At 32.0% G+C, this 24,606-nt stretch carries 26 protein-coding genes; 15 read left to right on the top strand and 11 right to left on the bottom strand.

Annotated features, from left to right (window positions below; genetic code table 11):
* The first annotated feature begins 81 nt into the window (after positions 1 to 81).
* The 3 genes from JG553_RS08720 to JG553_RS08710 all read left to right on the top strand — a co-directional run bounded on the left by JG553_RS08720 (position 82) and on the right by JG553_RS08710 (position 2,548).
* Positions 82 to 315: a hypothetical protein gene (locus JG553_RS08720; protein ID WP_000921246.1), complete on the top strand. Its 234-nt coding sequence runs from the start codon at positions 82 to 84 to the stop codon at positions 313 to 315.
* A gap of 21 nt (positions 316 to 336) precedes the next feature.
* Positions 337 to 1,113, top strand: a complete 777-nt coding sequence (locus tag JG553_RS08715; RefSeq protein WP_000739224.1) for an N-acetylglucosaminidase — start codon at positions 337 to 339, stop codon at positions 1,111 to 1,113.
* A 310-nt stretch (positions 1,114 to 1,423) separates the two neighbouring features.
* Positions 1,424 to 2,548 (top strand): FAD-dependent monooxygenase, encoded by a 1,125-nt coding sequence (locus JG553_RS08710; protein ID WP_000684141.1) that lies wholly within the window; start codon positions 1,424 to 1,426, stop codon positions 2,546 to 2,548.
* A gap of 91 nt (positions 2,549 to 2,639) precedes the next feature.
* Here JG553_RS08710 and JG553_RS08705 read toward each other — a convergent pair whose 3' ends face one another.
* The 3 genes from JG553_RS08705 to JG553_RS08695 all read right to left on the bottom strand — a co-directional run bounded on the left by JG553_RS08705 (position 2,640) and on the right by JG553_RS08695 (position 5,114).
* Entirely contained in the window at positions 2,640 to 3,593 is a 954-nt protein-coding gene (locus JG553_RS08705; protein WP_000417016.1) for a 2-hydroxyacid dehydrogenase family protein, read from the bottom strand.
* Between the two features lie 361 nt (positions 3,594 to 3,954).
* A complete protein-coding gene (locus JG553_RS08700) occupies positions 3,955 to 4,455 on the bottom strand; it encodes a CHAP domain-containing protein (protein WP_000737705.1) in 501 nt (166 codons plus the stop codon).
* 236 nt (positions 4,456 to 4,691) lie between these two features.
* Positions 4,692 to 5,114: a DUF4870 domain-containing protein gene (locus JG553_RS08695; protein WP_000206108.1), complete on the bottom strand. Its 423-nt coding sequence runs from the start codon at positions 5,112 to 5,114 to the stop codon at positions 4,692 to 4,694.
* 247 nt (positions 5,115 to 5,361) lie between these two features.
* On the opposite strand from JG553_RS08695, the gene JG553_RS08690 reads away from it, so the two are divergent.
* The 3 genes from JG553_RS08690 (at position 5,362) to JG553_RS08680 (ending at position 8,355) form a co-directional block, all read left to right on the top strand.
* Positions 5,362 to 6,444: an NAD/NADP-dependent octopine/nopaline dehydrogenase family protein gene (locus tag JG553_RS08690; protein ID WP_000684567.1), complete on the top strand. Its 1,083-nt coding sequence runs from the start codon at positions 5,362 to 5,364 to the stop codon at positions 6,442 to 6,444.
* Between the two features lie 94 nt (positions 6,445 to 6,538).
* Entirely contained in the window at positions 6,539 to 7,939 is a 1,401-nt protein-coding gene (gene nhaC, locus JG553_RS08685) for a Na+/H+ antiporter NhaC (RefSeq protein ID WP_000977737.1), read from the top strand.
* A gap of 173 nt (positions 7,940 to 8,112) precedes the next feature.
* Positions 8,113 to 8,355 carry a hypothetical protein gene (locus JG553_RS08680; RefSeq protein WP_001789136.1) on the top strand — a complete coding sequence of 81 codons (243 nt, stop codon included), beginning with the start codon at positions 8,113 to 8,115 and terminating at the stop codon, positions 8,353 to 8,355.
* Between the two features lie 16 nt (positions 8,356 to 8,371).
* Here JG553_RS08680 and JG553_RS08675 read toward each other — a convergent pair whose 3' ends face one another.
* A complete protein-coding gene (locus tag JG553_RS08675; RefSeq protein ID WP_000717381.1) occupies positions 8,372 to 9,175 on the bottom strand; it encodes a CHAP domain-containing protein in 804 nt (267 codons plus the stop codon).
* A 609-nt stretch (positions 9,176 to 9,784) separates the two neighbouring features.
* Here JG553_RS08675 and JG553_RS08670 point away from each other — a divergent pair.
* The 4 genes from JG553_RS08670 (at position 9,785) to sarR (ending at position 13,674) form a co-directional block, all read left to right on the top strand.
* Positions 9,785 to 11,740 carry a helix-turn-helix transcriptional regulator gene (locus tag JG553_RS08670; RefSeq protein ID WP_000131832.1) on the top strand — a complete coding sequence of 652 codons (1,956 nt, stop codon included), beginning with the start codon at positions 9,785 to 9,787 and terminating at the stop codon, positions 11,738 to 11,740.
* Positions 11,741 to 11,765: 25 nt separating this feature from the next.
* Positions 11,766 to 12,509 (top strand): SarA family transcriptional regulator, encoded by a 744-nt coding sequence (locus JG553_RS08665; RefSeq protein ID WP_000032854.1) that lies wholly within the window; start codon positions 11,766 to 11,768, stop codon positions 12,507 to 12,509.
* A gap of 63 nt (positions 12,510 to 12,572) precedes the next feature.
* Positions 12,573 to 12,899 carry a PH domain-containing protein gene (locus JG553_RS08660; protein ID WP_000599587.1) on the top strand — a complete coding sequence of 109 codons (327 nt, stop codon included), beginning with the start codon at positions 12,573 to 12,575 and terminating at the stop codon, positions 12,897 to 12,899.
* A gap of 427 nt (positions 12,900 to 13,326) precedes the next feature.
* Positions 13,327 to 13,674 (top strand): HTH-type transcriptional regulator SarR, encoded by a 348-nt coding sequence (gene sarR / locus JG553_RS08655; RefSeq protein ID WP_000036076.1) that lies wholly within the window; start codon positions 13,327 to 13,329, stop codon positions 13,672 to 13,674.
* Positions 13,675 to 13,862: 188 nt separating this feature from the next.
* Here the strand turns inward: sarR and JG553_RS08650 are convergent, their stop codons facing one another.
* Genes JG553_RS08650 through JG553_RS08620 form a run of 7 tightly spaced genes read right to left on the bottom strand, consistent with a single transcriptional unit; the run spans position 13,863 to position 18,911 of the window.
* A complete protein-coding gene (locus JG553_RS08650) occupies positions 13,863 to 14,699 on the bottom strand; it encodes an urease accessory protein UreD (RefSeq protein WP_000344352.1) in 837 nt (278 codons plus the stop codon).
* Positions 14,699 to 15,313, bottom strand: coding sequence for an urease accessory protein UreG (ureG, locus tag JG553_RS08645; RefSeq protein WP_000002973.1), 615 nt, complete (start codon positions 15,311 to 15,313; stop codon positions 14,699 to 14,701). The genes JG553_RS08650 and ureG overlap by 1 nt, the downstream gene beginning before the upstream one ends.
* A gap of 12 nt (positions 15,314 to 15,325) precedes the next feature.
* Positions 15,326 to 16,015, bottom strand: coding sequence for an urease accessory protein UreF (locus JG553_RS08640; protein ID WP_000565255.1), 690 nt, complete (start codon positions 16,013 to 16,015; stop codon positions 15,326 to 15,328).
* Positions 16,008 to 16,460, bottom strand: coding sequence for an urease accessory protein UreE (gene ureE, locus JG553_RS08635; RefSeq protein ID WP_000634589.1), 453 nt, complete (start codon positions 16,458 to 16,460; stop codon positions 16,008 to 16,010). The genes JG553_RS08640 and ureE overlap by 8 nt, the downstream gene beginning before the upstream one ends.
* Positions 16,461 to 16,472: 12 nt before the next feature.
* Positions 16,473 to 18,188, bottom strand: coding sequence for an urease subunit alpha (gene ureC / locus JG553_RS08630; protein ID WP_000008673.1), 1,716 nt, complete (start codon positions 18,186 to 18,188; stop codon positions 16,473 to 16,475).
* Positions 18,185 to 18,595 carry an urease subunit beta gene (locus JG553_RS08625; RefSeq protein ID WP_000612128.1) on the bottom strand — a complete coding sequence of 137 codons (411 nt, stop codon included), beginning with the start codon at positions 18,593 to 18,595 and terminating at the stop codon, positions 18,185 to 18,187. Before JG553_RS08625 ends, ureC begins: the two co-directional genes overlap by 4 nt.
* A 13-nt stretch (positions 18,596 to 18,608) precedes the next feature.
* On the bottom strand, positions 18,609 to 18,911 hold the full coding sequence (locus tag JG553_RS08620) for an urease subunit gamma (RefSeq protein WP_000545928.1): 303 nt from the start codon (positions 18,909 to 18,911) through the stop codon (positions 18,609 to 18,611).
* A 259-nt stretch (positions 18,912 to 19,170) separates the two neighbouring features.
* Between JG553_RS08620 and yut the strand changes: the two genes are divergently transcribed.
* The 5 genes from yut to JG553_RS08595 all read left to right on the top strand — a co-directional run bounded on the left by yut (position 19,171) and on the right by JG553_RS08595 (position 24,584).
* Positions 19,171 to 20,076 (top strand): urea transporter, encoded by a 906-nt coding sequence (yut, locus tag JG553_RS08615; RefSeq protein ID WP_000691095.1) that lies wholly within the window; start codon positions 19,171 to 19,173, stop codon positions 20,074 to 20,076.
* 216 nt (positions 20,077 to 20,292) lie between these two features.
* A complete protein-coding gene (locus tag JG553_RS08610; RefSeq protein ID WP_000999205.1) occupies positions 20,293 to 21,447 on the top strand; it encodes an acyl-CoA dehydrogenase family protein in 1,155 nt (384 codons plus the stop codon).
* A 213-nt stretch (positions 21,448 to 21,660) separates the two neighbouring features.
* Entirely contained in the window at positions 21,661 to 22,569 is a 909-nt protein-coding gene (locus JG553_RS08605; protein ID WP_000735038.1) for an ABC transporter substrate-binding protein, read from the top strand.
* A 398-nt stretch (positions 22,570 to 22,967) separates the two neighbouring features.
* A complete protein-coding gene (locus tag JG553_RS08600) occupies positions 22,968 to 23,909 on the top strand; it encodes a nucleoside hydrolase (protein WP_000163416.1) in 942 nt (313 codons plus the stop codon).
* Positions 23,910 to 24,029: 120 nt separating this feature from the next.
* Entirely contained in the window at positions 24,030 to 24,584 is a 555-nt protein-coding gene (locus JG553_RS08595) for a biotin transporter BioY (protein ID WP_000208733.1), read from the top strand.
* The last annotated feature ends 22 nt before the right edge of the window (positions 24,585 to 24,606 follow it).

The raw sequence follows: 24,606 nt of genomic DNA, 5'->3' as shown, positions 1-24,606 counted from the left end.
GACAGGCCTATGAAACATCATGTATTATTATGATTATGTAAGTTATTTAAATAAAAAGGGTGAGTGCATATTAATTCGAGAATGTTAAAAACGTCAGCTGTAATTTCTAATACATTATTAGTCATAGGTTTAGTCTGTCTATTTATGATGAAATTAGTGTTAGCTATTACTTTTTTTGCTGTTTCATTATCAATTAGTCTAGTTGTCTTTAATATGATGTTCAGAGATAGAACAACGATGAAAGTAATCGTTAACGCTTCTTTTTTAATCGTAATATTAGCGATTGTAGTGGCATATTTTTTATTGTCTAAGTAAGAAAAATGAGGTTTTGTCTATATGAAGAAGAATTTCAAGTTACGCATTTCAACGCTACTATTGATAGTTATTTTAGTTGTTTTTGCTGTATTACTCATCGTGAATGAAACTAAATTGTTTAAAAATGATGTGAATTACTCTTTTGATGAGGCTGTTTCAATGCAACAAGGGAAAGGTATTGTACAGACAAAAGAAGAGGATGGTAAATTTGTTGAAGCAAATAATAATGAAATTGCTAAAGCAATGACTATTTCACATAAAGACAATGATATGAAGTATATGGATATCACAGAAAAAGTGCCAATGTCGGAATCTGAAGTTAACCAATTGCTAAAAGGTAAGGGGATTTTAGAAAATCGAGGGAAAGTTTTTCTAGAAGCTCAAGAAAAATATGAGGTTAATGTCATTTATCTTGTTAGCCATGCATTAGTAGAAACAGGTAACGGCAAATCAGAATTAGCAAAAGGCATTAAAGATGGGAAAAAACGCTATTACAACTTTTTTGGTATAGGAGCATTCGATAGTAGTGCTGTTCGTAGTGGGAAAAGTTATGCTGAAAAGGAACAATGGACATCACCAGATAAGGCGATTATTGGTGGTGCAAAGTTCATTCGTAATGAATATTTTGAAAACAATCAACTGAATTTATATCAAATGCGATGGAATCCAGAAAATCCTGCGCAACATCAATATGCGAGTGACATTCGCTGGGCAGATAAAATTGCCAAATTAATGGATAAATCCTATAAGCAGTTTGGTATAAAGAAAGATGATATTAGACAAACATATTATAAATAAGACATCGGTGCTTAAAGGAGCTGGAACAATTTATTGTTTCGAGCTCCTTTAGCGCATTCTGAGTGTGTTAGTTAAATGGATTTTAACCTAACAAAAAACGCTATATAGCATCAAATATGCTATATCCCACATCATTGTTACAAATGTACATGATGTAAATGAATATTGCTGTCTAAATGTGCATGTAATATACAATGGTGCAGATAATACACTTAAGTCCTTAAAAATGAAACGTTAGTTCCAAGAGTCATTTTTAAACAATAGTGCATGTGATAAAATAGAAAAGAATGAAAAATATAGAGGTGACAATATGAAGATAGCAATTATAGGTGCAGGCATCGGTGGATTAACAGCTGCTGCATTATTACAAGAACAAGGTCATACTATTAAAGTCTTTGAAAAAAATGAGTCAGTTAAAGAAATTGGCGCTGGGATTGGTATCGGAGATAATGTGCTTAAAAAACTAGGTAATCATGACTTAGCTAAAGGTATTAAAAATGCTGGGCAAATCTTATCTACAATGACAGTGTTAGATGACAAAGATCGCCTGTTAACTACTGTTAAATTAAAAAGTAATACATTGAATGTGACGTTACCACGCCAAACATTAATTGACATTATTAAATCTTATGTAAAAGATGACGCAATATTTACAAATCATGAAGTCACGCATATAGATAATGAGACAGATAAAGTTACCATACATTTCGCGGAACAAGAAAGTGAAGCATTTGATTTATGTATTGGTGCTGATGGAATTCATTCTAAAGTGAGACAATCTGTAAATGCTGACAGTAAAGTATTATATCAAGGGTATACATGCTTTAGAGGTTTAATTGATGATATTGATTTAAAGCATCCGGATTGTGCAAAAGAATACTGGGGAAGAAAAGGAAGAGTAGGTATTGTTCCGTTATTAAATAATCAAGCATATTGGTTCATTACAATTAACTCGAAGGAAAACAATCATAAATATAGTTCGTTTGGTAAACCTCATTTGCAAGCATACTTTAATCACTATCCAAATGAAGTTAGAGAGATCTTAGACAAACAAAGTGAAACAGGTATCTTATTGCATAATATTTATGATTTGAAACCACTCAAATCTTTTGTTTATGGTCGTACTATTTTACTAGGAGATGCAGCACATGCGACAACGCCTAATATGGGGCAAGGTGCTGGACAAGCAATGGAAGATGCTATCGTATTAGTAAATTGTTTTAACGCATACGACTTTGAAAAAGCATTACAGCGTTATGATAAAATACGTGTCAAACATACTGCAAAAGTAATTAAGCGTTCTAGAAAAATCGGTAAAATTGCCCAATATCGTAGTCGTTTATTTGTTGCAGTTAGAAATCGTATTATGAAAATGATGCCAAATGCATTAGCAGCTGGACAAACTAAATTCTTATATAAATCGAAAGAAAAATAATACAACAATATGAAAACCCCCGTATGTTGAAACGAGAGCTCAACATATGGGGGTTCTTGTTTTTATAATGTTATTATAATAAATTCAATTATTAGTTAACGACAAATTGTGGTTTCTCACCTTGAACGGCACTAATTGCAGCATTAGCAACAATTTTAGACATCATGTCACGTGCTTCAAATGTAGCATTACCAATATGCGGTGTTAATACTACATTATTAAGTGATTTTAAGTCATCGGTAATATCTGGTTCAAATTCATATACATCAAGTGCAGCACCTTCAATTTCATTATCTTTCAATGCTTGCACTAGTGCTTGTTCGTGCACGATTGGACCACGAGAGGCATTGATTAAATACGCCGTAGATTTCATCATTTTAAATTGTTCTGTATCAATTAAATGATGCATTTTAGGATTATAAGCAGCGTTGATAGTGATAAAATCTGCATTCTTTAATAGTGTATCTAAATCTACATATTTTGCACCGATTTCTCGTTCTTTTTCTTCTTTGCGATTAGGTCCAGTGTATAGCACATCCATGTCAAATGCTCTTGCACGACGAGCTACTGCACTACCAATTTCACCTAAACCGATAATGCCGATTGTTTTCCCAGATACTTCTCTACCTCTGAAAAATAAAGGTGCCCATCCATCAAATCCAGTTGTACGTGATAATTGGTCCCCTTCAACAATACGACGCGCTACTGCAAGTACTAATCCAATTGTTAAATCAGCAGTCGCGTTTGTTGATGCTTTAGGTGTGTTTGTAACATCTATACTTTTTTCTCGGGCATACTCGATATCAATATTATTAAAACCAGCGCCATAGTTGGCAATGATTTTTAAGTCTTTACCAGCATCGATAACATCTTTATCAACGTTTGTAGATAATAAACTAATTAAGGCAGTCGCGTTTTTAACACCTTTAATTAAAGTGTCTTTATCGACTAATCCTTTACCTTCATACATTTCAACTTCAAAATGTTCTTGTAAAAGTTTTAAACCTACTTCTGGTATTGCACCAGCAACATAAACTTTTTCCATAAAAGATCACTCCTTTTATCTTAGTATAGTAGAAGATTAGACAGTATACAACTATGTCATGATGTCTTGTGTATCAATGATGTAAGCGCGTACTTTTGATGGAGGCGATATAACTTAGGCACTGTAGAACTATGAATATTGTAATGTGGAAAAACTGGATCAATTAAATTAGATAACGTAGTTTTAAAGTTAATAGTATTAGAAAAAATTAATATTTTGAATATGGGAGGAAATATAAATAAGTAGGTGGCAACGAAAAATAGCAAAAAAAGAGCTTCTCCTATAAAGGAAAGCTCAAAGTTTTTTGATGACATATGTACTAGAATTAAGTTTCAAGACAATATGTATCATCGTGTTTATATTAAATATGGATGTAGTTGTAGTTACCTGCTTCACTTGCAGAAATAGTTCTAGAACTTACTGAGAAAGGTCCGCCACTATAATTCATTTCTGAAATTGTAACTGAACCATCACTGTTTACACTTTCTACATATGCAACGTGACCAAATGGTCCTTCAGAAGATTGTAGGATAGCGCCTTTAGAAGGTGTATGATTTACTGTGAATCCAGCACCTTGTGCAGCAGCAGCCCAATTATTAGCATTTCCCCAAGTAGAACCGATTTCTCCGCCAACTTTATCATATACATACCAAGTACATTGTCCTGCAGTGTATAAGTTACCAGAATGTGAAATTGATGATGTAGTTGTCGTAGTTGTCGTAGTCGTTGTAGTTTGAGTCGTGTTGTAGTTATAGTTGTTGTAATTTGTATAATTTTCAGCAGCATCTGCATGATGTGCTTGACCTACTAATGCTGTGCCGATTCCTGCTGTTAACGTAGTTGCTGTTACTAATTTTTTCATGAATAAAGTCCTCCAAAGTTCTATATCTTTTTTTATAAATAAAACGTAGCGACTGTTTTATTCTCACATCTCGAATTGATGACAATAGTTACTTTAACAAAATTAATGCTTCTTGTGGGGAATGTTATTGATTTGTAAAAGAATAAAAAAACTTTGACTAATTTTGTAATAAAAATTAGTCAAAGTTACAATGAGATTAACAGATAATTAATAGGAAATATTTATTTGTAATATGTTTAAATAAATCGAATTGTTAAAGGTATTATATATTCTTGGCCATTATAATATTTGACACACGCAATAATTGTGAATACAAAAGATAATATTGAGAAAGCGAATATGGATAAAATACCGATAAACGTAATGATGAAACCTATAATAATAATGAAATCAATATCTGTAGCAATTAGGAAAACGCCTATTAAAGTGATAACGACTAAAACGATAGACCAAATAATATAAGAAATCGTATAGTTAAGATAATTTTTTCCAGCACGATCAACTAGTTTCGATTCATCTTTTTTCAATAACCATATTATCAGTGGACCAATAATAGATGTGAATAAACTTAATAAATAGATAAGCATCGCCATAATGTTCTCATCATTGGATTTGCGATTCGGTTGATGATTTGTTACGTCGTTCATTTCAGTTGTCATATTAGACACTCCTTTGAAAATTGTAATATTATCTTTAACTATAACAAAATATAATCAAAAATAAACATGTTTATTAAACAATTATTAAAAATAAAAATAATTGGTGGACGTCGGCGTTTAAATAGGTTAATTTAAGGTTATATATACTTAACATTTATAATGATGCGTAATGAATTCGCATCATTTTTATATTGTCTTACGTATAATTTGTTTTTAATTTTAACCAAAGATAGAAAGAGGGTTGTTTATGAAAATAGCAATTGTAGGATCAGGAAATGGCGCAGTTACGGCAGCAGTAGATATGGTGAGCAAAGGCCACGATGTTAAATTATATTGTCGTAATCAATCTATAAGTAAGTTTCAAAACGCAATCGAAAAGGGCGGATTTGATTTTAATAATGAAGGTGATGAACGTTTCGTAAAATTCACTGATATTAGTGATGATATGGAATATGTTTTAAAAGATGCTGAAATTGTTCAAGTGATTATTCCATCTTCATACATAGAGTATTATGCTGATGTAATGGCAGAGCATGTAACTGATAATCAGTTGATATTCTTCAACATGGCTGCAGCAATGGGGTCAATTCGTTTTATGAATGTTTTAGAAGATAGACATATTGAAACAAAACCACAACTAGCGGAAGCTAATACGTTGACGTATGGTACGCGTGTCGATTTTGAAAATGCAGCAGTTGATTTATCTCTAAATGTACGTCGTATCTTCTTTTCAACATATGATAGAAGCTGTCTAAATGATTGTTATGACAAAGTTTCAAGTATTTATGATCATTTAGTAAAAGAGGAAAGCTTAATTAAAACAAATCTTGAAAATGGTAATCCTGAAGTGCATCCAGGACCAACATTATTGAATGTCGGTCGCATTGATTATGCTGGCGAGTTCGCTTTATATAAAGAAGGAATTACTAAACATACAGTTAGATTACTTCATGCAATCGAATTAGAACGTTTGAATTTAGGCCGTAGATTAGGTTTTGAATTATCAACAGCTAAAGAATCACGTATTGAACGTGGTTATTTAGAACGTGATAAAGAAGATGAACCATTAAATCGTTTGTTTAATACAAGCCCAGTATTTTCACAAATTCCAGGACCAAATCATGTAGAAAGCAGATATTTAACTGAAGATATTGCATATGGTTTAGTACTATGGTCAAGCTTAGGTCGTGTTATTGATGTACCGACACCAAATATAGATGCAGTAATTGTAATTGCATCAACCATTTTAGAGAGAGACTTCTTTGAGGAAGGCTTAACAGTTGAAGAAATTGGTTTAGATAAGCTTGATTTAGAAAAATATTTAAAATAAATGATGGCTTGAAGATAGAAAAGGATATAGCATTATGCAAAAGCAATAAATTGAAGAAAAGAGGTTTCTCATCAATAAGCGAAGGGGACGATAGATGATGAAAAGAAAACCCACCTTTTTAGAATCAATTTCGACAATGATTGTAATGGTTATTGTTGTTGTAACAGGCTTTGTGTTTTTTGATATTCCAATTCAAGTATTATTAATTATTGCCTCAGCATATGCCACATGGATTGCAAAACGTGTAGGCTTAACATGGCAAGATTTAGAAAAAGGCATTGCAGAACGTTTAAATACTGCAATGCCTGCAATTTTAATTATACTAGCGGTAGGAATTATAGTAGGCAGTTGGATGTTTTCTGGCACAGTGCCAGCCTTGATTTATTATGGCTTAGATTTATTGAATCCAAGCTATTTTTTAATATCAGCCTTTTTTATAAGTGCTGTTACATCTGTAGCAACTGGTACAGCATGGGGCTCTGCATCAACTGCAGGGATTGCACTTATTTCTATTGGTAATCAATTGGGGATTCCTCCAGGGATGGCAGCGGGTGCTATTATAGCAGGGGCTGTGTTTGGCGATAAAATGTCACCATTATCAGATACAACTAATTTAGCGGCGCTTGTTACTAAAGTTAATATATTTAAACATATACATTCGATGATGTGGACGACGATACCTGCATCAATCATAGGTTTATTAGTATGGTTTATTGCTGGATTTCAATTTAAAGGGCATTCAAATGATAAACAGATTCAAACTTTGTTATCAGAGCTTGCACAGATTTATCAAATTAACATATGGGTCTGGGTTCCCTTAATTGTGATCATTGTTTGTTTGCTATTTAAAATGGCTACAGTGCCAGCTATGCTAATATCAAGCTTTTCTGCCATTATAGTGGGGACTTTTAATCATCATTTCAAAATGACAGATGGTTTCAAAGCAACATTTAGTGGTTTTAACGAATCAATGATACATCAGTCTCATATTTCATCCAGTGTGAAAAGCTTGTTAGAACAGGGTGGTATGATGAGTATGACCCAAATATTAGTAACGATATTTTGCGGATATGCATTTGCAGGTATTGTAGAAAAAGCAGGATGTTTAGAAGTCTTATTAACTACTATTTCTAAAGGCATCCATTCTGTAGGAAGTTTAATATGTATTACTGTTATTTGTTGTATTGCGCTTGTATTCGCTGCAGGTGTTGCTTCGATTGTAATTATTATGGTCGGTGTGTTAATGAAAGATTTGTTCGAAAAATACCAAGTCTCTCGTTCCGTTTTATCAAGAACACTTGAAGACTCAAGTACGATGGTCTTACCTTTAATACCATGGGGAACATCAGGTATTTACTATACGAATCAACTTCATGTCTCTGTTGAAGAATTTTTCATATGGACAGTACCATGTTATTTATGCGCAATTATAGCAATTATCTATGGTTTTACAGGGATAGGTATTAAAAAGTCATCGAATTCACGTTTAACTTAATGTGAGCGTGGAATATATATAATATGTTGAAACACTTTAATCATTTATAATTGTAGCGGTTATAATTTGAAAAGGTTTTAACTTAGAATAAATATCCTCTATGCATATACTGAATATGTTTTGTAGCGGAACATGTTGATATATGTAATGTAAGTTTTATGTCATGATTTGTAATGACTAAATTAATTGAGAATTTGAAGGCAAGTATATTTGTAAGTACTTTAACTAAAAATTTATCAATGTATAGCCGATTTGACATGCCTAAATTTGGGTGTGTCAATGGCTGTATGTTGTTTATTCTTTATTACAGAGTGAATCGGATTGGTGAAAATCGAAATTTTGAGATTTTTACCAATTCGATTTTTTTCATAGAAATTAAAAAAGCCAACAAGGCTCTTGAAACCTTGTTGGCGTAAACATAGCCATCACTAATTAGTGAATGAAGTTATAACCAGCAGCTTGGCTAGCTGAGATTGTACGTGAAGTTACAACACCTGGGCCATAACCATAGTTCATTTCTGAAACTCTTACTGAACCATTGCTGTTAACACTTTCAACGTATGCAACGTGACCGTATGCACCTTGAGTTGTTTGCATAATTGCACCAGCTTTTGGTGTATTGTTCACTGTGTAACCAGCTCTTGCAGCTGCGTTAGCCCAGTTACTTGCATTGCCCCAAGTTGAACCGATTTTACCACCTACACGATCAAATACGTAGTATGTACATTGACCAGAAGTGTATAAGTTACGTCCTGAAGTATAACCACTTGAGATTGAACGGCCATTTGATGATGGAGCCATAGTTGTAGTTACTTGAACATTGTTGCTTGAAGTGCTGTAGCTTGCACCTAAACCACCAGTACGGTAGCTGTTTGTGTTGTAACTATTATAGTTATTGTAGTTATATGATTGATTATTATTTGAGTAGTTGTTGTAACGGCTGTAGTTATTGTAGCTATAACCGTTGTTGTAATTGTTATAGTTATTGTAACCATTGTAGTAGTAATAGCTGTAGTAGCCATTATCTTGGTTTAATTGACTTGGATGCCAGTTACCTTTCCATGTGTAATGGTAGTTACCTTGTGCATCAATAGTGTAAGTATAGCTATATGATGTTGGGTCGTTTGGATTATAACCGTAGTTATCTTGCTCAGAAGCATGAGCTTGATTTCCTGATGCAATTGCGATTGTAGCGAATCCTGCAGTTGCGATAGTAGCTGTAGCGATTTTCTTCATTTTAAAAATATCCTCCTAAAAATTTTAAATCTAAAATATTTTCGTAATGTCCGTGTGACAAAATTAATGTTATAAGTTATCTCTCGTAATTAAACGACAAGAAAGACTATAACAGAAATTAGCGTCCTTGTGTGCTTTGTTAACGTTTTGTAATTTTTTGCTAATATCTTGACACAATAGAATTTTAAAAGTATAGAAATTTGCATTTTGCAAAACTTATAACTACGGCATTCTTTGTGAAAACTGAATGTTTCGAAAATAAGTCTGTTACAAATTTGTAATATTACTGAAAATTCTAAATGTATATTTTGTGCATAATATAGGACTTTTAATCAGAAAATGCATAAAAATTCGACACGAACGATCAAGTTTCTATGATTATGAAAGCTTTGGTATTTGGATGAAAATGTATATTTAATGGATAAAATATCCTAATTTAGCATAAAAAAATGTTTTAATAAAAGTATTATTTGATATAATCGATTTATGTTTTGTTACTGCTAAAAAACATGTGGCGATATAATTGGTAGTGAATATTAGATGTTGACAATTGATTTGAGAAAGACAAACAGGAGTAAATCAATATATTTGTATATGTGAGGATGTAAGATGACAGATAATTATTCACTACATATTTATAAAAGTATGAAAATGAGTAGTGTGAAGGAAGCGAACTTAAAAATTATATATTGGCTACAAGGTACAGGTGTAGTTTCAATCAATCTACAACAATATGATGTAAAAAGAAATGATGTCACCATTATTATGTTGAATGATTTGTATCAAATTGATGGTAATGATGATAGTGTATGTTGTGTTGTTGAAGTAAGTGCAAAGACATTTTTGAAGTTTATGAATGCAAACTATATGATGCGTGGCAAGATATTAACAAATGAGGTTGCTAGCACTTTTAGAATCTTGATTAAGTATTTAATCTACAGCAAAATTAAACAACAGTCTTATAATGCTAATGATAAGATTATTAATTACATGTGTGTTGAATTAATGTCATTAAATACATACGATGGTAGTCGTCATTTAGTAGCCGAAGAAGTGCACGATTATTTAACAAACAACCACCATAAAAAGATAAATAGGAAAGATGTCATTAATCAAGTTAGTATTACAAACAAAGCTTTAAGTGACATGTTTAAAGCGACACCTTATAGTAATTTTATTCAATATTTAAATCATATTAGACTGGAGCATTGCTTAATTGATATTTTAACTTCTAAGAAGCCTATTGAAGAAATCGCAAGTAGTCATGGTTTTAATCATTATTCTCGTTTTATACACCTCTTTAAAGAAACGTATGGTAACACTCCTAAATTAATTAGAAAAAGATATAGTCCAACATCTCATTCAATTAACCATTCCCAATTAGTTGAAATTGATAAAAATATAATTGAATTATTTGATGATACTAATCAAAGTTCTTCAAGTATGCGCGAGATTGATATACCTTTTGAGCCTACAAAAAGGAGTCAAATGTATCAACCTAAAAACATTTATATTAAAGGAAGTAATTTTTATTGGATGGATTATTATACTATTAAACAAATCATTCAAAGATTAGGTGTTAATCCTGAAAACTTGCATATAATTGTTACAATCGACACAAGCAATGAGCTATCGATTGAACAAATCACTTTATTACTTCAAAAGATAGTGAATTACAATGTAAATGTAGTGTTTCGTATTAAACATGAATATAAGGAATTGTTAACGAGTGCTGAAAGAGGCAAGATAGAAAAGCTAGTAGCTACAATTTTTAATATGACTTTTGAGAGTAATAGATGTAAGATTGCATTTTTAATTAACGACTTAAATACTACTGCAATTCAAAAACTGAAACGTTTAATAGATAATTATATAGGAGTATTTGAATTAATATATCATCTGGAACCAAAAGAGTTGAATACGCGCTATGATAAAGAAATTGATCATCTAATAGACTATTTTATCTTACCGCTAAGACAAATAGAACAGGTGTCTATTGCACGTTCTAAAATTATATGTGATGTAGATTTGATTAATGAGAATAATGACTTAAAAGAAAAAATCACAATGTCTGATATTAATAAGGTTTCTGAACTTTTGACAAATTATACAAAATTTCGAGGACTTATTATGCACATGTCAATTATAAGTGAATCGAGCAAAGAAATAAATTTAACTAGATTATCAATATTCATTTTTATCATAAATATACTTAATCAATTACGAGGGATTGTTATTTATCAAAATGACACGATGATTGTAACGAAGTTCAAACATGAAGTACAATGTGTCATTTGTTTGCCAGCCGCATTGTTAAATGAGAATTCAGACGCTATACGTTTATCGTGTAAGGGTCTTCAACAATTTAGCCATGCTAAAACTAAACAAATTGTTTTAAGTATAGATAAAGATAATCATACTTCCGAAAATGGTGTACTTGTGAATGATATTATGCAACAACACAGTTATTGGAAAGCTAATTTTATAGAAAGAAATATTTATGATCATTCATTAATGGTCTCAAGCAATAGTATTGTTCATTTGAAATATCATCTTGAGATATAGGCATGGTTTAAGAGAGGTTTTAAAGATGTCTAAATTTAAAGTTAAGCGTTTAACTGCACACATACTAATGTTGAAAGTCATTAATGATATGTTGAAATATTCATTTCATCTCACTTTGACTCAAGTGAAACTATTAAATCTATTAGTTAAATATGATAATTCTGATTCCAATAGCGCTTCAATAGATAGTTTATTAAAAATGAAAGAAATCCAATCTAAGATGGCCCTTCTTCAAATGTTAAGTTATTTAAACAATCATCAATGGCTATTGAAAGGAAGAGATCAAAGGGATCAACGTAAATTGACTATTTCGATTAATAAAATGCATATAGATAAAATAGAATATATGAATAATGAGCTTAGTGACTATATTGAACGTTATTTTGGTCAATATACATTTGATTTTAGTTGTGACTATGTATCGTATTTATTGTCGTCACAAGAATTATTGCGGAATCTAAAGTGTTATTTAAATATGTGTCAATTATCATTAGAAGAGTTATACGTTTTAGGAATATTAAATCTGCATAAAGGTCAATTGACGGTTAAAGAATTACAGGGTGAATTCCATCACCCGATATTTGCGGTTAGCCCGATTTTAAAGTGTTTAATTTTGAAGGGATTAGTTAAAAAAGAGAGATGTGAATTAGATGAAAGGCGTGTTATTGTAACAATCAAGCGAGAAAAGTTTTCTAAAGTCACTATGCTTATTCAAGCATGTTATAATTATCTTGAAAAGGGAATACAAGTTAAGCTTAATAATAAATAGTTAATCACTTGTATTTCATATACCTATGAAGAATAGTTTATAGTTTTAAGTGGGAGGGATATTATGATTTTAGATAATGTGAATCCAAATGATTTATTTCCAACTGAAAAAAAGGGTCCGTCAGTGCTAGGAATAATTGAGTATCAAGTTCAAGGTGAGAATGAATTTGAAGGGGCATTTATAGCAACAAATGAAAGATTAATTATGAATGTAGATATGAATGGCCAATTTTATTATAGAAGTATTAGTTATAATGAAATAGAGAAGATAGATTATGATGGTCAAACTATAATGTTCAAATTTAATATTGGTAATGTCCCAATGCATGATATTAAAAGTGCTAACGTTGAAATGTTTGTTGAATATGTAAAACAACATATGATAGTATAATGTCAATGTATGTAGGTTGATAAGAAGAGTTTGAATGATAACTCATTGCATTTAAAGATAAATGGCATGCGTTATGATTTAAAGCTCTTCTTTTTTTATATTTTATAAATTTTGTGAGCAAGCCATCCAATTAATATAAAAAATATCAAATCAAACACGTTGATATAGATTAAAATTTTAAAAGTTTACATATCAGTTAAGATACAAAATATTCAGACTAATAATTTTCAATTTGGCAAAATATCTTAAACATCAAATTATTATAAGAAATAAATGTATTTAACCATATTCTAGTAATAAAAATATTGAATTTTTATACTTATTTGTTTAGAATGAACTTTATAACATAGTTGGATAGAGTTTCGATTTAATAAATTACATGTGAACCTTGCTACAACAAGATGTGCATCAGAGGAGTGGTTTAATAATGAGTAAAATTAATGACATTAATGATTTAGTCAACGCAACATTTCAAGTTAAGAAGTTTTTCAGAGATACAAAAAAGAAGTTCAATTTGAACTATGAAGAAATTTATATTTTAAATCATATTTTAAGAAGTGAGTCTAACGAAATCTCATCTAAAGAGATTGCTAAGTGCTCAGAGTTCAAACCTTACTATTTAACTAAAGCTTTACAAAAGCTAAAAGATTTAAAATTGTTATCAAAGAAAAGAAGTTTACAAGACGAAAGAACAGTTATTGTTTATGTTACAGATACACAAAAAGCAAATATTCAAAAACTGATTTCAGAATTAGAAGAATACATTAAAAATTAAATCAAGGTTAATTGCGTTTAATAACATTGAACGATAACAATTTATTAAAACGAAGTTATTTATTCAGCATTGGGACATAAAATTAACTTAAAATTTAAATATTGAAGATGCTTTAATTAAAGTTAAAGACTAGCCATACCTTATTTCAGCTTATTAAGCTTGAAACAAGGTACACTAGTCTTTTTATTTTAATATTTTCTTAGAAAATCAAGTTTACGATCATAAATATTTTCTGCGATATAGCTTTGGATGGTTCCAAGTATTTTCTCTATAATTTGTGTGCGATAAGCAAAAATTCTAACTGCAAAACCATGTGTAGGCAATTGAGAAATAGCAACACGACAATCGAATGTATTGCTATAAGAACTAATGGTTTCATAAACTGAATCGATTAGTTTTTGGTTAACATCTTCGTGTATGAAGTAAGCAGAGCCATAATGAGAGTAATGTTCCATATAACCTATTTCATTGATCGATTGTTTATTAGGATTCAATAATAAATTATCATATGTGACTAACTCATCTTCAATATAAATTTCATTTATTAAATGCATATATTGATACTTGAAGGCTTCGCCAGTTTTTGAATAACCAGGAGTTAAAATATCAGTATAAAATAATGAACTAGAATTATTGAGATTGAACGTATTGTGTTGATAAAATTTAGCATTTTCATATGCGATGATTGGATCAGCGACATATTCTAAATATGCGTTATCTTTCAAATTAAAAGTTTGATACTGCTCAACATGATTGGAAGGTGTCTTGTATATTTTTGTTGCACCTTGAGATGTCAATGTCACTTTAGCGTTATCTTCGACATTCACATTCATACGGTAACGATCTCCATCTAAATAGCCACCACCTACATTTACTATATAAAATGTAGGAATGGTAGATTGATTTAGATAAACTGGACGTATCACTTTAAGTGCTTTTTCAAAGAAAATATCTCTTGATACTGATCGATTGCCATCGAAAAACACTGTTAAATCAAGTTGCCCAGTCCATTGTTGTTCATCCATTATGATAATCCTTTGAGTAAAGTGTCGCGTTCAATCCAATCGATAACTTCATCCAAACCTTCGTCGGTTTTTAAGTTAGTAAAAGTAAATGGACGTTTACCACGAAATACTTTAGTATCTTCAGCCATTTGTTCTAATGATGCACCTACATAGGGAGCTAAATCAGTTTTGTTAATTACAAAGAAATCTGACTTAATCATACCTTGACCACCTTTACGTGGAATCTTTTCACCTTGAGCAACATCGATAATATATATTGAAAAGTCAACAAGTTCTGGACTAAATGTTGCTGCTAAGTTATCGCCACCAGATTCTATGAAAATTAGTTCTATATCGTCATGACGTTCTAATAATTCGTCTATTGCTGCAAAGTTCATAGATGCATCTTCACGAATCGCAGTATGAGGACATCCACCAGTTTCAACACCAATGATACGACTTTCAGGTAGAACTCCTGAATTTACTAATATCTTTTCGTCTTCTTTTGTATATATATCATTTGTAATAACGCCGATACTCATTTCTTTTGAAAGACGTTTTACAACTTTTTCAATTAATTGTGTTTTACCTGCACCTACAGGACCACCAATACCAATTTTAATCGGATTTGCCACAATTATAACCTCCTATGATATGAAAATTCTAACATTGACGTTCTCATGCGCCATTTGATTTAGTTCTAAACCAGGCGCTGTCATGCCAAAATCTGCTTCTTTTAATTCGAAAATCTGCTTTCTTGTTCCTTCTATATAAGGAATCATGTGAGTAACTATCTTTTGACCAGCAGTTTGTCCAAGTGGAATAGCACGAACAGCATTTTGAGTTAAACTTGAAACATTTTGATATAAATAGTAATCAATAATCGTTTCAATATCTACACCTAAATGATGGCCTAGCATAGTAAAACAAATAGCTGGATTTAACTTTGCTTTCTTATCTTGCATTTGTTGATGATACCAAGCAATCCATGGGCTATTATAAAGTTCTAAAGCCAATTTAACCATGCGAGTCCCCATTTGTTTTGCACCAACACGTGTTTCTTTAGGTAAGTTTTGAACAAACATCAGTTTATCTATGTGTAATACTTTTTGTGTATCATCATTTTCCAATGCATCATAAACTAAACGCATGGCTAAACCATCAGAATAGGTAAGTTGCTCTTGTAAAAACATTTTTAACCAAGCAATAAAAGTATGATCGTCATGAATTATATTTCGTTGAATATATGTTTCAAGACCAAATGAATGACTGAAAGCACCTGTTGGAAACTGTGAATCACAGAACTGAAATAATCTTAAGTGTGTATGATCAATCATGAGAATGCCCTATATGTCTGAAAGCCTTATTAACTTTACGGTCTTCTCGAACATATGGGATGCCTAAACTTTTTAATAAATCTTCAACTAAATAATCATATTGTACTAGCATTTCAGTCTCTGTAAATTGTGCTGGCAAATGACGATTTCCTAATTGATGGGCTATATCTCCCATTTCTTGCAATGTTCTTGGTTGAATCACTAAAAGATCTTCTGAATTAACATCCACAATAATCATATTATGGTCATCTGCGTATAAAATATCTCCATATTGTAAGTCAATAGGTTGTTTTAAACGAATGCCTATTTCAGTGCCATGGTCTGTAACGACTCTTTGAATACGTTTAACAAGATCTGAATTTTCAAGGTATACTTTTTCGACGTGCTTTTGTTTTTCTGAATTTGACAAATTGGCAATATTGCCTTGGATTTCTTCAACAATCATTCTATGTTCCTCCTAGAATAAGAAGTATCTTTGAGTTAATGGTAACTCAGTTGCTGCATTACTTGTAATTTTTTCTCCATCTACATATACTTCATATGTTTGTGGATCAACGTCTAATTTAGGTGTTGCACTGTTATTTTTCATATCTGCTTTAGATAATTGTCTAATATTTTTAACTGGACGCACCATGCGTTTTAAATTTAATGCACGATTGATACCATTTTCATAAGCAGTTTTAGACACGAATGTCATTGACGTACTTGTAAGGTTTCCGCCGTATTGACCATACATTTTACGGTACTTCATCGGTTCAGATGTAGGTATAGAACCATTTGCATCGCCATTTACGGCAGAGTTAATTAATCCGCCCTTTACAACTAATTCAGGTTTAACCCCAAAGAAAATTGGGTCCCATAAGACAATGTCAGCTAGTTTGCCCGGCTCGATAGATCCTACATATTCAGAAATACCATGTGTAATTGCTGGGTTAATTGTATATTTAGCGATATAACGTTTGATGCGATTATTATCATTATGTTCAAAATCACCATCTAAAGGACCACGTTGTTCTTTCATGCGATGTGCTACTTGCCATGTTCGTGTAATTACTTCACCTACACGGCCCATTGCTTGTGAATCGGAACTAATCATACTGAATACACCCATATCTTGCAGAACATCTTCTGCTGCAATCGTTTCTTTACGAATACGTGAATCTGCGAATGCGATATCTTCAGGAATAGCCGCATTTAAATGGTGAGTAATCATTACCATATCTAAATGTTCATCTACAGTATTATGTGTATAAGGCAAAGTTGGATTTGTAGATGAAGGTAAAATATTTGAAAATGCAGCGGATTTAATTAAATCAGGCGCATGACCGCCACCAGCACCTTCAGTATGGTACATATGAAGTACACGGTCTTTAACAGCAGCCATTGTGTCTTCCATAAATCCTGCTTCATTTAAAGTATCTGCATGTAATGCAATTTGAACATCAAATTCATCAGCAACATCTAATGCATGACTCAAAGCAGATGGTGTTGCACCCCAGTCTTCATGTACTTTTAATCCAATTGCTCCGGCATTGATTTGTTCAATGAGTGCAGTTGGATTTGTTGCTTGTCCTTTACCTGTAAAACCGACATTAATCGGTAAACCTTCGGCAGCTTCTAACATTCTATGAATATGCCATGGACCTGGAGTTACAGTTGTTGCTTTAGAACCTTCTGAAGCACCAGTACCACCACCAATATGAGTCGTAATACCACTTTCTAATGCGACCTCTGCTTGTTCAGGATTAATAAAATGAACATGAGTATCAATACCACCAGCAGTGACGATTTTACCTTCAGCGGCAATGATATCTGTTGTTGAACCTATAATAATGTCGACATTATCCATTATATCTGGGTTGCCGGCATTACCTATGGCGAAAATATAACCATTTTTAATGCCTATATCAGCTTTAACCACTTTATCGTAATCGATAATAACGGCATTAGAAATGACAAGGTCTGCAACGTTCACGTCATCACGTGTTACACGAGGATTTTGCGCCATACCGTCTCTAATAGATTTACCACCACCAAAAGTAGCTTCTTCACCATAAACCGCATAGTCTTTTTCTATTTGAGCAAATAGATTCGTATCACCTAAACGAATGGAATCTCCAACAGTTGGACCGTATAAGCTCGTATATTGATTTTGCGTCATTTTAAAGCTCATGATCTTTTTCCTCCTTTTTTATTCACGTTTTCAGCACCGTTATCTCCGAATACACCTGCATATTCATCATTTTCATCAGTTGGGCGATAGACACGTGACTCATCGATAGGACCATTGACCATACCACGAAAACCAAAAATTTTACGTTTGCCAGCATATTCAACTAATTGAACTTCTTTTTTATCCCCAGGTTCAAATCGAACAGCTGCTCCAGCTGGAATATCTAAATGTTTTCCATATGCCATTTCACGTTCGAAATCTAATGCTGCATTTGCTTCATAAAAATGAAAATGTGAGCCCACTTGAATTGGTCGATCTCCTGTATTTTCAACTTCGATAACTGTTTCAGGATGATGGTTATTAATTTCAACCTCTGTACTTTTTGTAATAATTTCTCCTGGTATCATTTGACTGCCTCCTTTAAACAATAGGGTGATGTACTGTGATTAACTTAGTACCATCGGGGAACGTAGCCTCGATTTCGATATCTGTAATCATGTGTTCGACACCATCCATGACATCTTCTTTGTTTAGAATTTGTCTACCATAACTCATTAACTCTGCAACGGTCTTACCATCGCGTGCACCTTCTAATAATTCATCGCTGATTAAAGCTAATGCCTCAGGATGATTTAGTTTCAAACCACGTGCTTTACGACGACGTGCAACTTCCGCCGCCACTACAATCATTAATTTGTCTTGCTCTCGTTGTGTAAAATGCAAATTAAAACCCCCAATTTCATATTAGATACAATTTACAAAATTTATATTAATCCTAATTGTTGTGATAAACAAGTAATATACAAAGTTCAATGTGTAATTAGAAAATTATATTTTTAGCATATCCGATATTGAAGCAAACAATCTAATCGAAAACAAATAGTGGAATATATTTATGTAAAAACCAAAATAGTTTTTAATATAACTTTTCATAGAATAGTAGTATATTAATGAGTAATGATTCAAAGGAAAGGTGAAAGATTTGAAGATAATAGATGTGCTTTTGAAAAATATATCTCAGGTTGTGTTAATTAGTAATAAATGGACAGGATTATTTATCTTAATAGGATTATTTGTAGCCGATTGGACAATTGGATTAGCGGCTATTGTAGGTAGCATCATCGCCTATACTTTTGCGCGTTTTATAAATTATAGTGAGGCAGAGATTAATGATGGGTTAGCTGGATTTAATCCAGTGCTAACTGCCATTGCGTTAACAATCTTTTTAGATAAGTCAGGATTAGATATTGTTATAACAATGATAGCAACTTTATTAACGTTACCAGTTGCTGCTGCAGTGAGAGAAGTTTTAAGACCATATAAAGTTCCGATGCTGACGATGCCTTTTGTCATTGTGACTTGGTTTACAATTTTACTTTCAGGACAGGTTAAATTTGTAGATACATCGTTAAAGTTAATGCCTCAAAACATTGAAACGGTTAATTTTAGCAACAATGATAGAATACATTTCATTCAGTCATTATTTGAAGGATTCAGTCAAGTATTTATCGAAGCGAGTGTAATTGGTGGCGTATGTATTTTAATCGGCATATTGATAGCATCAAGAAAAGCAACACTCTTAGCTGTTATAGCTAGTTTGTTAAGCTTTATCATTGTAGCTCTATTAGGTGGTAATTATGATGATATTAATCAGGGATTATTCGGTTATAACTTTGTATTAATGGCAATCGCACTAGGATATACATTTAAAACAGCGATTAACCCTTATATTTCGACTTTTTTAGGTGTGTTATTAACAGTAGTGGTGCAACTAGGTACAACAACATTGCTTGAACCGTTTGGCTTACCTGCATTAACATTGCCATTTATTATCGTGACATGGATTTTATTATTTGCTGGTATTAAACATGACAAAGTAGATGCTTGATAGTTAAATCAAACCTAATATTGTTTGAATATCACCTTAAACTATACAGCGAATTGTATAGTTTAAGGTGTATTTTTATGGATAAAATTAAGTGCATACTTAATCGAATTATCAGTTTTCTTTTAATTGTTCACAGCACGTTCCTTTTTATTTTTAAAGTCGAGTGTTAAACTAGGAATAAATAATTTATATTGTGTGTTGTGTGGGGTGACTAATATGAATGATATGGATAATTCCTTTTTAATAACAACGGAAATTCAAAGAAAATGGATTGAAAAATTCAAAGTAATTAGAGATACATTTAAGGCTAAAGCTGAATATAATGATCAACATAGCCAATTTCCATATAAAAATATTGAATGGTTAATTAAAGAAGGTTATGGAAAATTAACGTTACCAAAAGCATATGGTGGTGAAGGTGCGACCATAGAAGACATGGTTATTTTGCAATCATTTTTAGGCGAACTTGATGGTGCCACAGCATTATCTATTGGTTGGCATGTGAGTGTCGTAGGACAAATTTATGAACAGAAATTATGGTCTCAAGATATGTTGGAGCAATTTGCTGTTGAAATTAATAATGGTGCATTAGTTAATAGAGCAGTTAGTGAAGCTGAAATGGGTAGTCCAACAAGAGGGGGAAGACCAAGTACACATGCTGTTAAAGCTGATGATGGGTATATTTTAAATGGTGTGAAGACATATACATCAATGAGTAAAGCACTAACACATATTATTGTTGCTGCTTATATAGAAGAATTAGAAAGTGTTGGTTTTTTCTTAGTAGACAGGAATTTGCCTGGTGTTGAAATTGCCGATAATTGGGACGTATTAGGTATGCGAGCGACAGAAAGTCATGATTTAATATTAAATGATGTAAAAGTACCATTAAAACATTTAGTGGAAACAGAGAAAAGTAAAGCGCCAAATGGTTGGATATTGCATATACCAAGCTGTTATTTAGGTATAGCACAAGCTGCTAGAAATTATGCTGTAGACTTTGCAATCCAACATAGCCCTAATAGTATTGAAGGAACGATTGCAACATTGCCAACTGTGCAACAAAATTTAGGGAAAATGGAAACGCTATTGTTATGTGCGAGACAATTTTTATGGAGTACAGCAAAAGGGTATCAACAATATAAAGATGACAGTCAGATAAGAAATCCAACAAGTGCGAGTAAAGTGATGGTAATGAATCAAGGGCTTGAAGTGATTGATTTAGCGATGAGAATAGTTGGTGCTAAAAGCTTAGAAATGAATCGACCATTACAACGTTACTATCGTGACATGCGTGCAGGATTACACAATCCACCTATGGAAGATGCAGCATATACAAATATTGCTAAGAGTATTACAGATACATTTTAAATTTTAAAAGGTAAATCGATCGTTGATTGGCATAAAGAGATGAAATTTGACGTTCGGATTTACCCTTTTTTTGTGGGGATTTATAGGGATGTTAAGATATTTTGTTAAATTTTTTGCGAAAATAAAAAATAAATAACACTAGCTATTGTAAATGTATATGCAATCTTGTATAATTTTTGAATGATTGATAATCATTTTCAATAGGAGGAAATTATGAAAAAACTATTATTACCATTAATAATTATGTTATTAGTGTTAGCTGCGTGTGGGAACCAAGGTGAAAAAAATAACAAAGCTGAAACTAAATCTTATAAAATGGACGATGGCAAAACGGTAGATATTCCGAAAGACCCTAAACGCATTGCAGTAGTTGCGCCAACATATGCTGGTGGACTTAAAAAATTAGGTGCAAACATTGTAGCTGTAAATCAACAAGTCGATCAAAGCAAAGTATTAAAAGATAAATTTAAAGGTGTTACAAAAATTGGTGATGGCGATGTAGAAAAAGTTGCTAAAGAAAAGCCAGATTTAATTATTGTATACTCTACTGACAAAGATATTAAAAAATATCAAAAAGTAGCACCAACAGTAGTTGTTGACTATAATAAGCATAAATATTTAGAACAACAAGAAATGTTAGGGAAAATTGTTGGTAAAGAAGATAAAGTAAAAGCTTGGAAGAAAGATTGGGAAGAAACAACTGCTAAAGACGGTAAAGAAATTAAAAAAGCAATTGGACAAGATGCAACAGTGTCATTGTTTGATGAATTTGATAAAAAATTATACACTTACGGCGATAACTGGGGTCGTGGTGGAGAAGTATTATATCAAGCATTTGGTTTGAAAATGCAACCAGAACAACAAAAGTTAACTGCAAAAGCAGGTTGGGCTGAAGTGAAACAAGAAGAAATTGAAAAATATGCTGGTGATTACATTGTGAGTACAAGTGAAGGTAAACCTACACCAGGATACGAATCAACAAACATGTGGAAGAATTTGAAAGCTACTAAAGAAGGACATATTGTTAAAGTTGATGCTGGTACATACTGGTACAACGATCCTTATACATTAGATTTCATGCGTAAAGATTTAAAAGAAAAATTAATTAAAGCTGCAAAATAATTCAGCTATATAAGTTAGTGAAATGAGAGTCTGAAACATATCAATCTTTTGATATTGTATTAGGCTCTTATTTTTATAGCTAGAAAGTTAGATATTTGTATTTTTTTAAATAATAAGTGCCGTTGTTATCGTTCAATTTAATTAATGATAGATTAGTATTATTATAGCTAAAGTAGTATACCTGAGAAAATAGCTCAATGTATCTCTTTATTAATAAGTTATATCATAATTATTTTAGTGCATACTTTATGGAAGGGATATCAGGGAATGGCTTTCAATTAAAGAAGAGGTTTAAAAGGATTACAACAGAATGTTATGATTTTGTAGAAAGATATATAACAACGTTTTATAAAAACATAATATTGTTAATGGAAAATGAAATGTAAGGGGGATTTCGAGTGACTAAGAAAGTTTATTTTAACCACGATGGTGGTGTAGATGATTTAGTATCTCTATTTTTATTATTACAAATGGAAAACGTTCAATTGATAGGGGTCAGTACAATTGGTGCTGATTGTTATTTAGAGCCATCTTTGAGCGCATCAGTAAAAATTATTAATCGTTTTTCAAATGAAGATATTCAAGTTGCGCCATCATATGAACGAGGAAAAAATCCATTTCCTAAAGAATGGCGTATGCATGCCTTTTTTATGGACGCATTGCCAATTTTAAATGAGCCAGTCAAACATGTTGCTTCAAATGTGAGCGACAAAGAAGCCTTTGAAGACATTATTCAAACTTTAAAGAGACAATCAGAAAAAGTAACATTATTATTTACAGGCCCGCTTACAGATTTAGCAAAAGCACTACAAAAAGATTCATCTATCGTTCAGTATATAGAAAAATTAGTTTGGATGGGTGGCACCTTTTTACCAAAAGGAAATGTTGAAGAACCTGAGCATGATGGTTCTGCAGAATGGAATGCATATTGGGATCCAGAAGCGGTTAAAATTGTTTTTGATAGCGATATAGAGATTGATATGGTTGCTTTAGAAAGTACGAATCAAGTACCGCTAACGTTAGATGTTAGACAAAGATGGGCGAATGAACGCCAATATACGGGCATTGATTTTTTAGGAGTAAGTTATGCAGCGGTACCACCATTAACACACTTTATAACAAATTCTACTTACTTTTTATGGGATGTTTTAACGACTGCTTATATTGGTAACAAGGACTTGGTTCATTCAATTGAGAAAAAAGTCGATGTAATAAGTTATGGACCAAGTCAAGGTAAGACATTTGAGTGTAAAGATGGGCGCAAAATTAATGTCATAAATCATGTAGATAACAACGCATTTTTTGATTATATAACTGCACTTGCTAAAAAAGTAAATTAACAGCTGTGTAGAATAATTAAGGTTTTAATTTATATAGAACAACTTATTGTAAACTTTTCATTTCTTAAAGTTTACAATGGTGCTATAATAATGGTCATGAAATACGAAAGGAAGTAAAAAATGACAACAAAACAGTTAGTATATACAGCTTTAATGACAGCGATTATCGCTATTTTAGGATTGGTACCGGTAATTCCACTACCATTTTCTTCAGTACCAATTGTACTTCAAAACATTGGTATTTTCTTAGCAGGTGCGATTTTAGGACGTAAATATGGCACATTAAGTGTTATCGTCTTTTTATTATTAGTAGTTGCTGGCTTGCCATTGTTATCAGGTGGTCGCGGTGGCATCGGTGTATTCGCAGGTCCTTCAGCAGGGTTTTTACTATTATATCCAGTTGTAGCATTCATGATTGGGGCGATTCGAGATAGATTCATCAATGAAATTAATTTCTGGATTTTATTCGTTGGTATTTTAGTTTTTGGTGTTATAGCATTAGATGTTATTGGTACATTGATTATGGGCATGATTATTAACATACCATTTACGAAAGCTATTTCAATTTCATTAGCTTATTTGCCTGGTGATATATTAAAAGCAATTGTAGCAAGTTTGATTGGTACAGCTTTACTTAATCACTCGCAGTTTCGTCAAATTATGGGAATAAAATAATCATATTTAAGATAGTAAAGTA

The sequence above is a fragment of the Staphylococcus sp. T93 genome, from assembly GCF_016743875.1.
Taxonomy (GTDB): Bacteria; Bacillota; Bacilli; order Staphylococcales; family Staphylococcaceae; genus Staphylococcus; species Staphylococcus aureus.
The sequence above is the reverse complement of the archived record's forward strand: the minus strand, read 5'-3'. Positions and strand labels throughout refer to the sequence as shown.

Bases quoted from the DNA above. Each gene is read 5' to 3' on its own strand.
- JG553_RS08680 (WP_001789136.1), top strand. From the start codon at position 8,113: ATGACTAAATTAATTGAGAATTTGAAGGCAAGTATATTTGTAAGTACT.
- sarR (WP_000036076.1), top strand. From the start codon at position 13,327: ATGAGTAAAATTAATGACATTAATGATTTAGTCAACGCAACATTTCAA.
- JG553_RS08605 (WP_000735038.1), top strand. From the start codon at position 21,661: ATGAAAAAACTATTATTACCATTAATAATTATGTTATTAGTGTTAGCT.
- JG553_RS08665 (WP_000032854.1), top strand. From the start codon at position 11,766: ATGTCTAAATTTAAAGTTAAGCGTTTAACTGCACACATACTAATGTTG.
- JG553_RS08700 (WP_000737705.1), bottom strand. From the start codon at position 4,455: ATGAAAAAATTAGTAACAGCAACTACGTTAACAGCAGGAATCGGCACA.
- JG553_RS08625 (WP_000612128.1), bottom strand. From the start codon at position 18,595: ATGATACCAGGAGAAATTATTACAAAAAGTACAGAGGTTGAAATTAAT.
- JG553_RS08670 (WP_000131832.1), top strand. From the start codon at position 9,785: ATGACAGATAATTATTCACTACATATTTATAAAAGTATGAAAATGAGT.
- ureC (WP_000008673.1), bottom strand. From the start codon at position 18,188: ATGAGCTTTAAAATGACGCAAAATCAATATACGAGCTTATACGGTCCA.
- JG553_RS08675 (WP_000717381.1), bottom strand. From the start codon at position 9,175: ATGAAGAAAATCGCTACAGCTACTATCGCAACTGCAGGATTCGCTACA.
- JG553_RS08660 (WP_000599587.1), top strand. From the start codon at position 12,573: ATGATTTTAGATAATGTGAATCCAAATGATTTATTTCCAACTGAAAAA.
- JG553_RS08720 (WP_000921246.1), top strand. From the start codon at position 82: ATGTTAAAAACGTCAGCTGTAATTTCTAATACATTATTAGTCATAGGT.
- JG553_RS08595 (WP_000208733.1), top strand. From the start codon at position 24,030: ATGACAACAAAACAGTTAGTATATACAGCTTTAATGACAGCGATTATC.
- JG553_RS08715 (WP_000739224.1), top strand. From the start codon at position 337: ATGAAGAAGAATTTCAAGTTACGCATTTCAACGCTACTATTGATAGTT.
- ureE (WP_000634589.1), bottom strand. From the start codon at position 16,460: ATGATTGTTGAAGAAATCCAAGGCAATATTGCCAATTTGTCAAATTCA.
- JG553_RS08710 (WP_000684141.1), top strand. From the start codon at position 1,424: ATGAAGATAGCAATTATAGGTGCAGGCATCGGTGGATTAACAGCTGCT.
- JG553_RS08690 (WP_000684567.1), top strand. From the start codon at position 5,362: ATGAAAATAGCAATTGTAGGATCAGGAAATGGCGCAGTTACGGCAGCA.
- JG553_RS08610 (WP_000999205.1), top strand. From the start codon at position 20,293: ATGAATGATATGGATAATTCCTTTTTAATAACAACGGAAATTCAAAGA.
- JG553_RS08640 (WP_000565255.1), bottom strand. From the start codon at position 16,015: ATGATTGATCATACACACTTAAGATTATTTCAGTTCTGTGATTCACAG.
- JG553_RS08705 (WP_000417016.1), bottom strand. From the start codon at position 3,593: ATGGAAAAAGTTTATGTTGCTGGTGCAATACCAGAAGTAGGTTTAAAA.
- nhaC (WP_000977737.1), top strand. From the start codon at position 6,539: ATGATGAAAAGAAAACCCACCTTTTTAGAATCAATTTCGACAATGATT.
- JG553_RS08650 (WP_000344352.1), bottom strand. From the start codon at position 14,699: ATGGATGAACAACAATGGACTGGGCAACTTGATTTAACAGTGTTTTTC.
- JG553_RS08695 (WP_000206108.1), bottom strand. From the start codon at position 5,114: ATGACAACTGAAATGAACGACGTAACAAATCATCAACCGAATCGCAAA.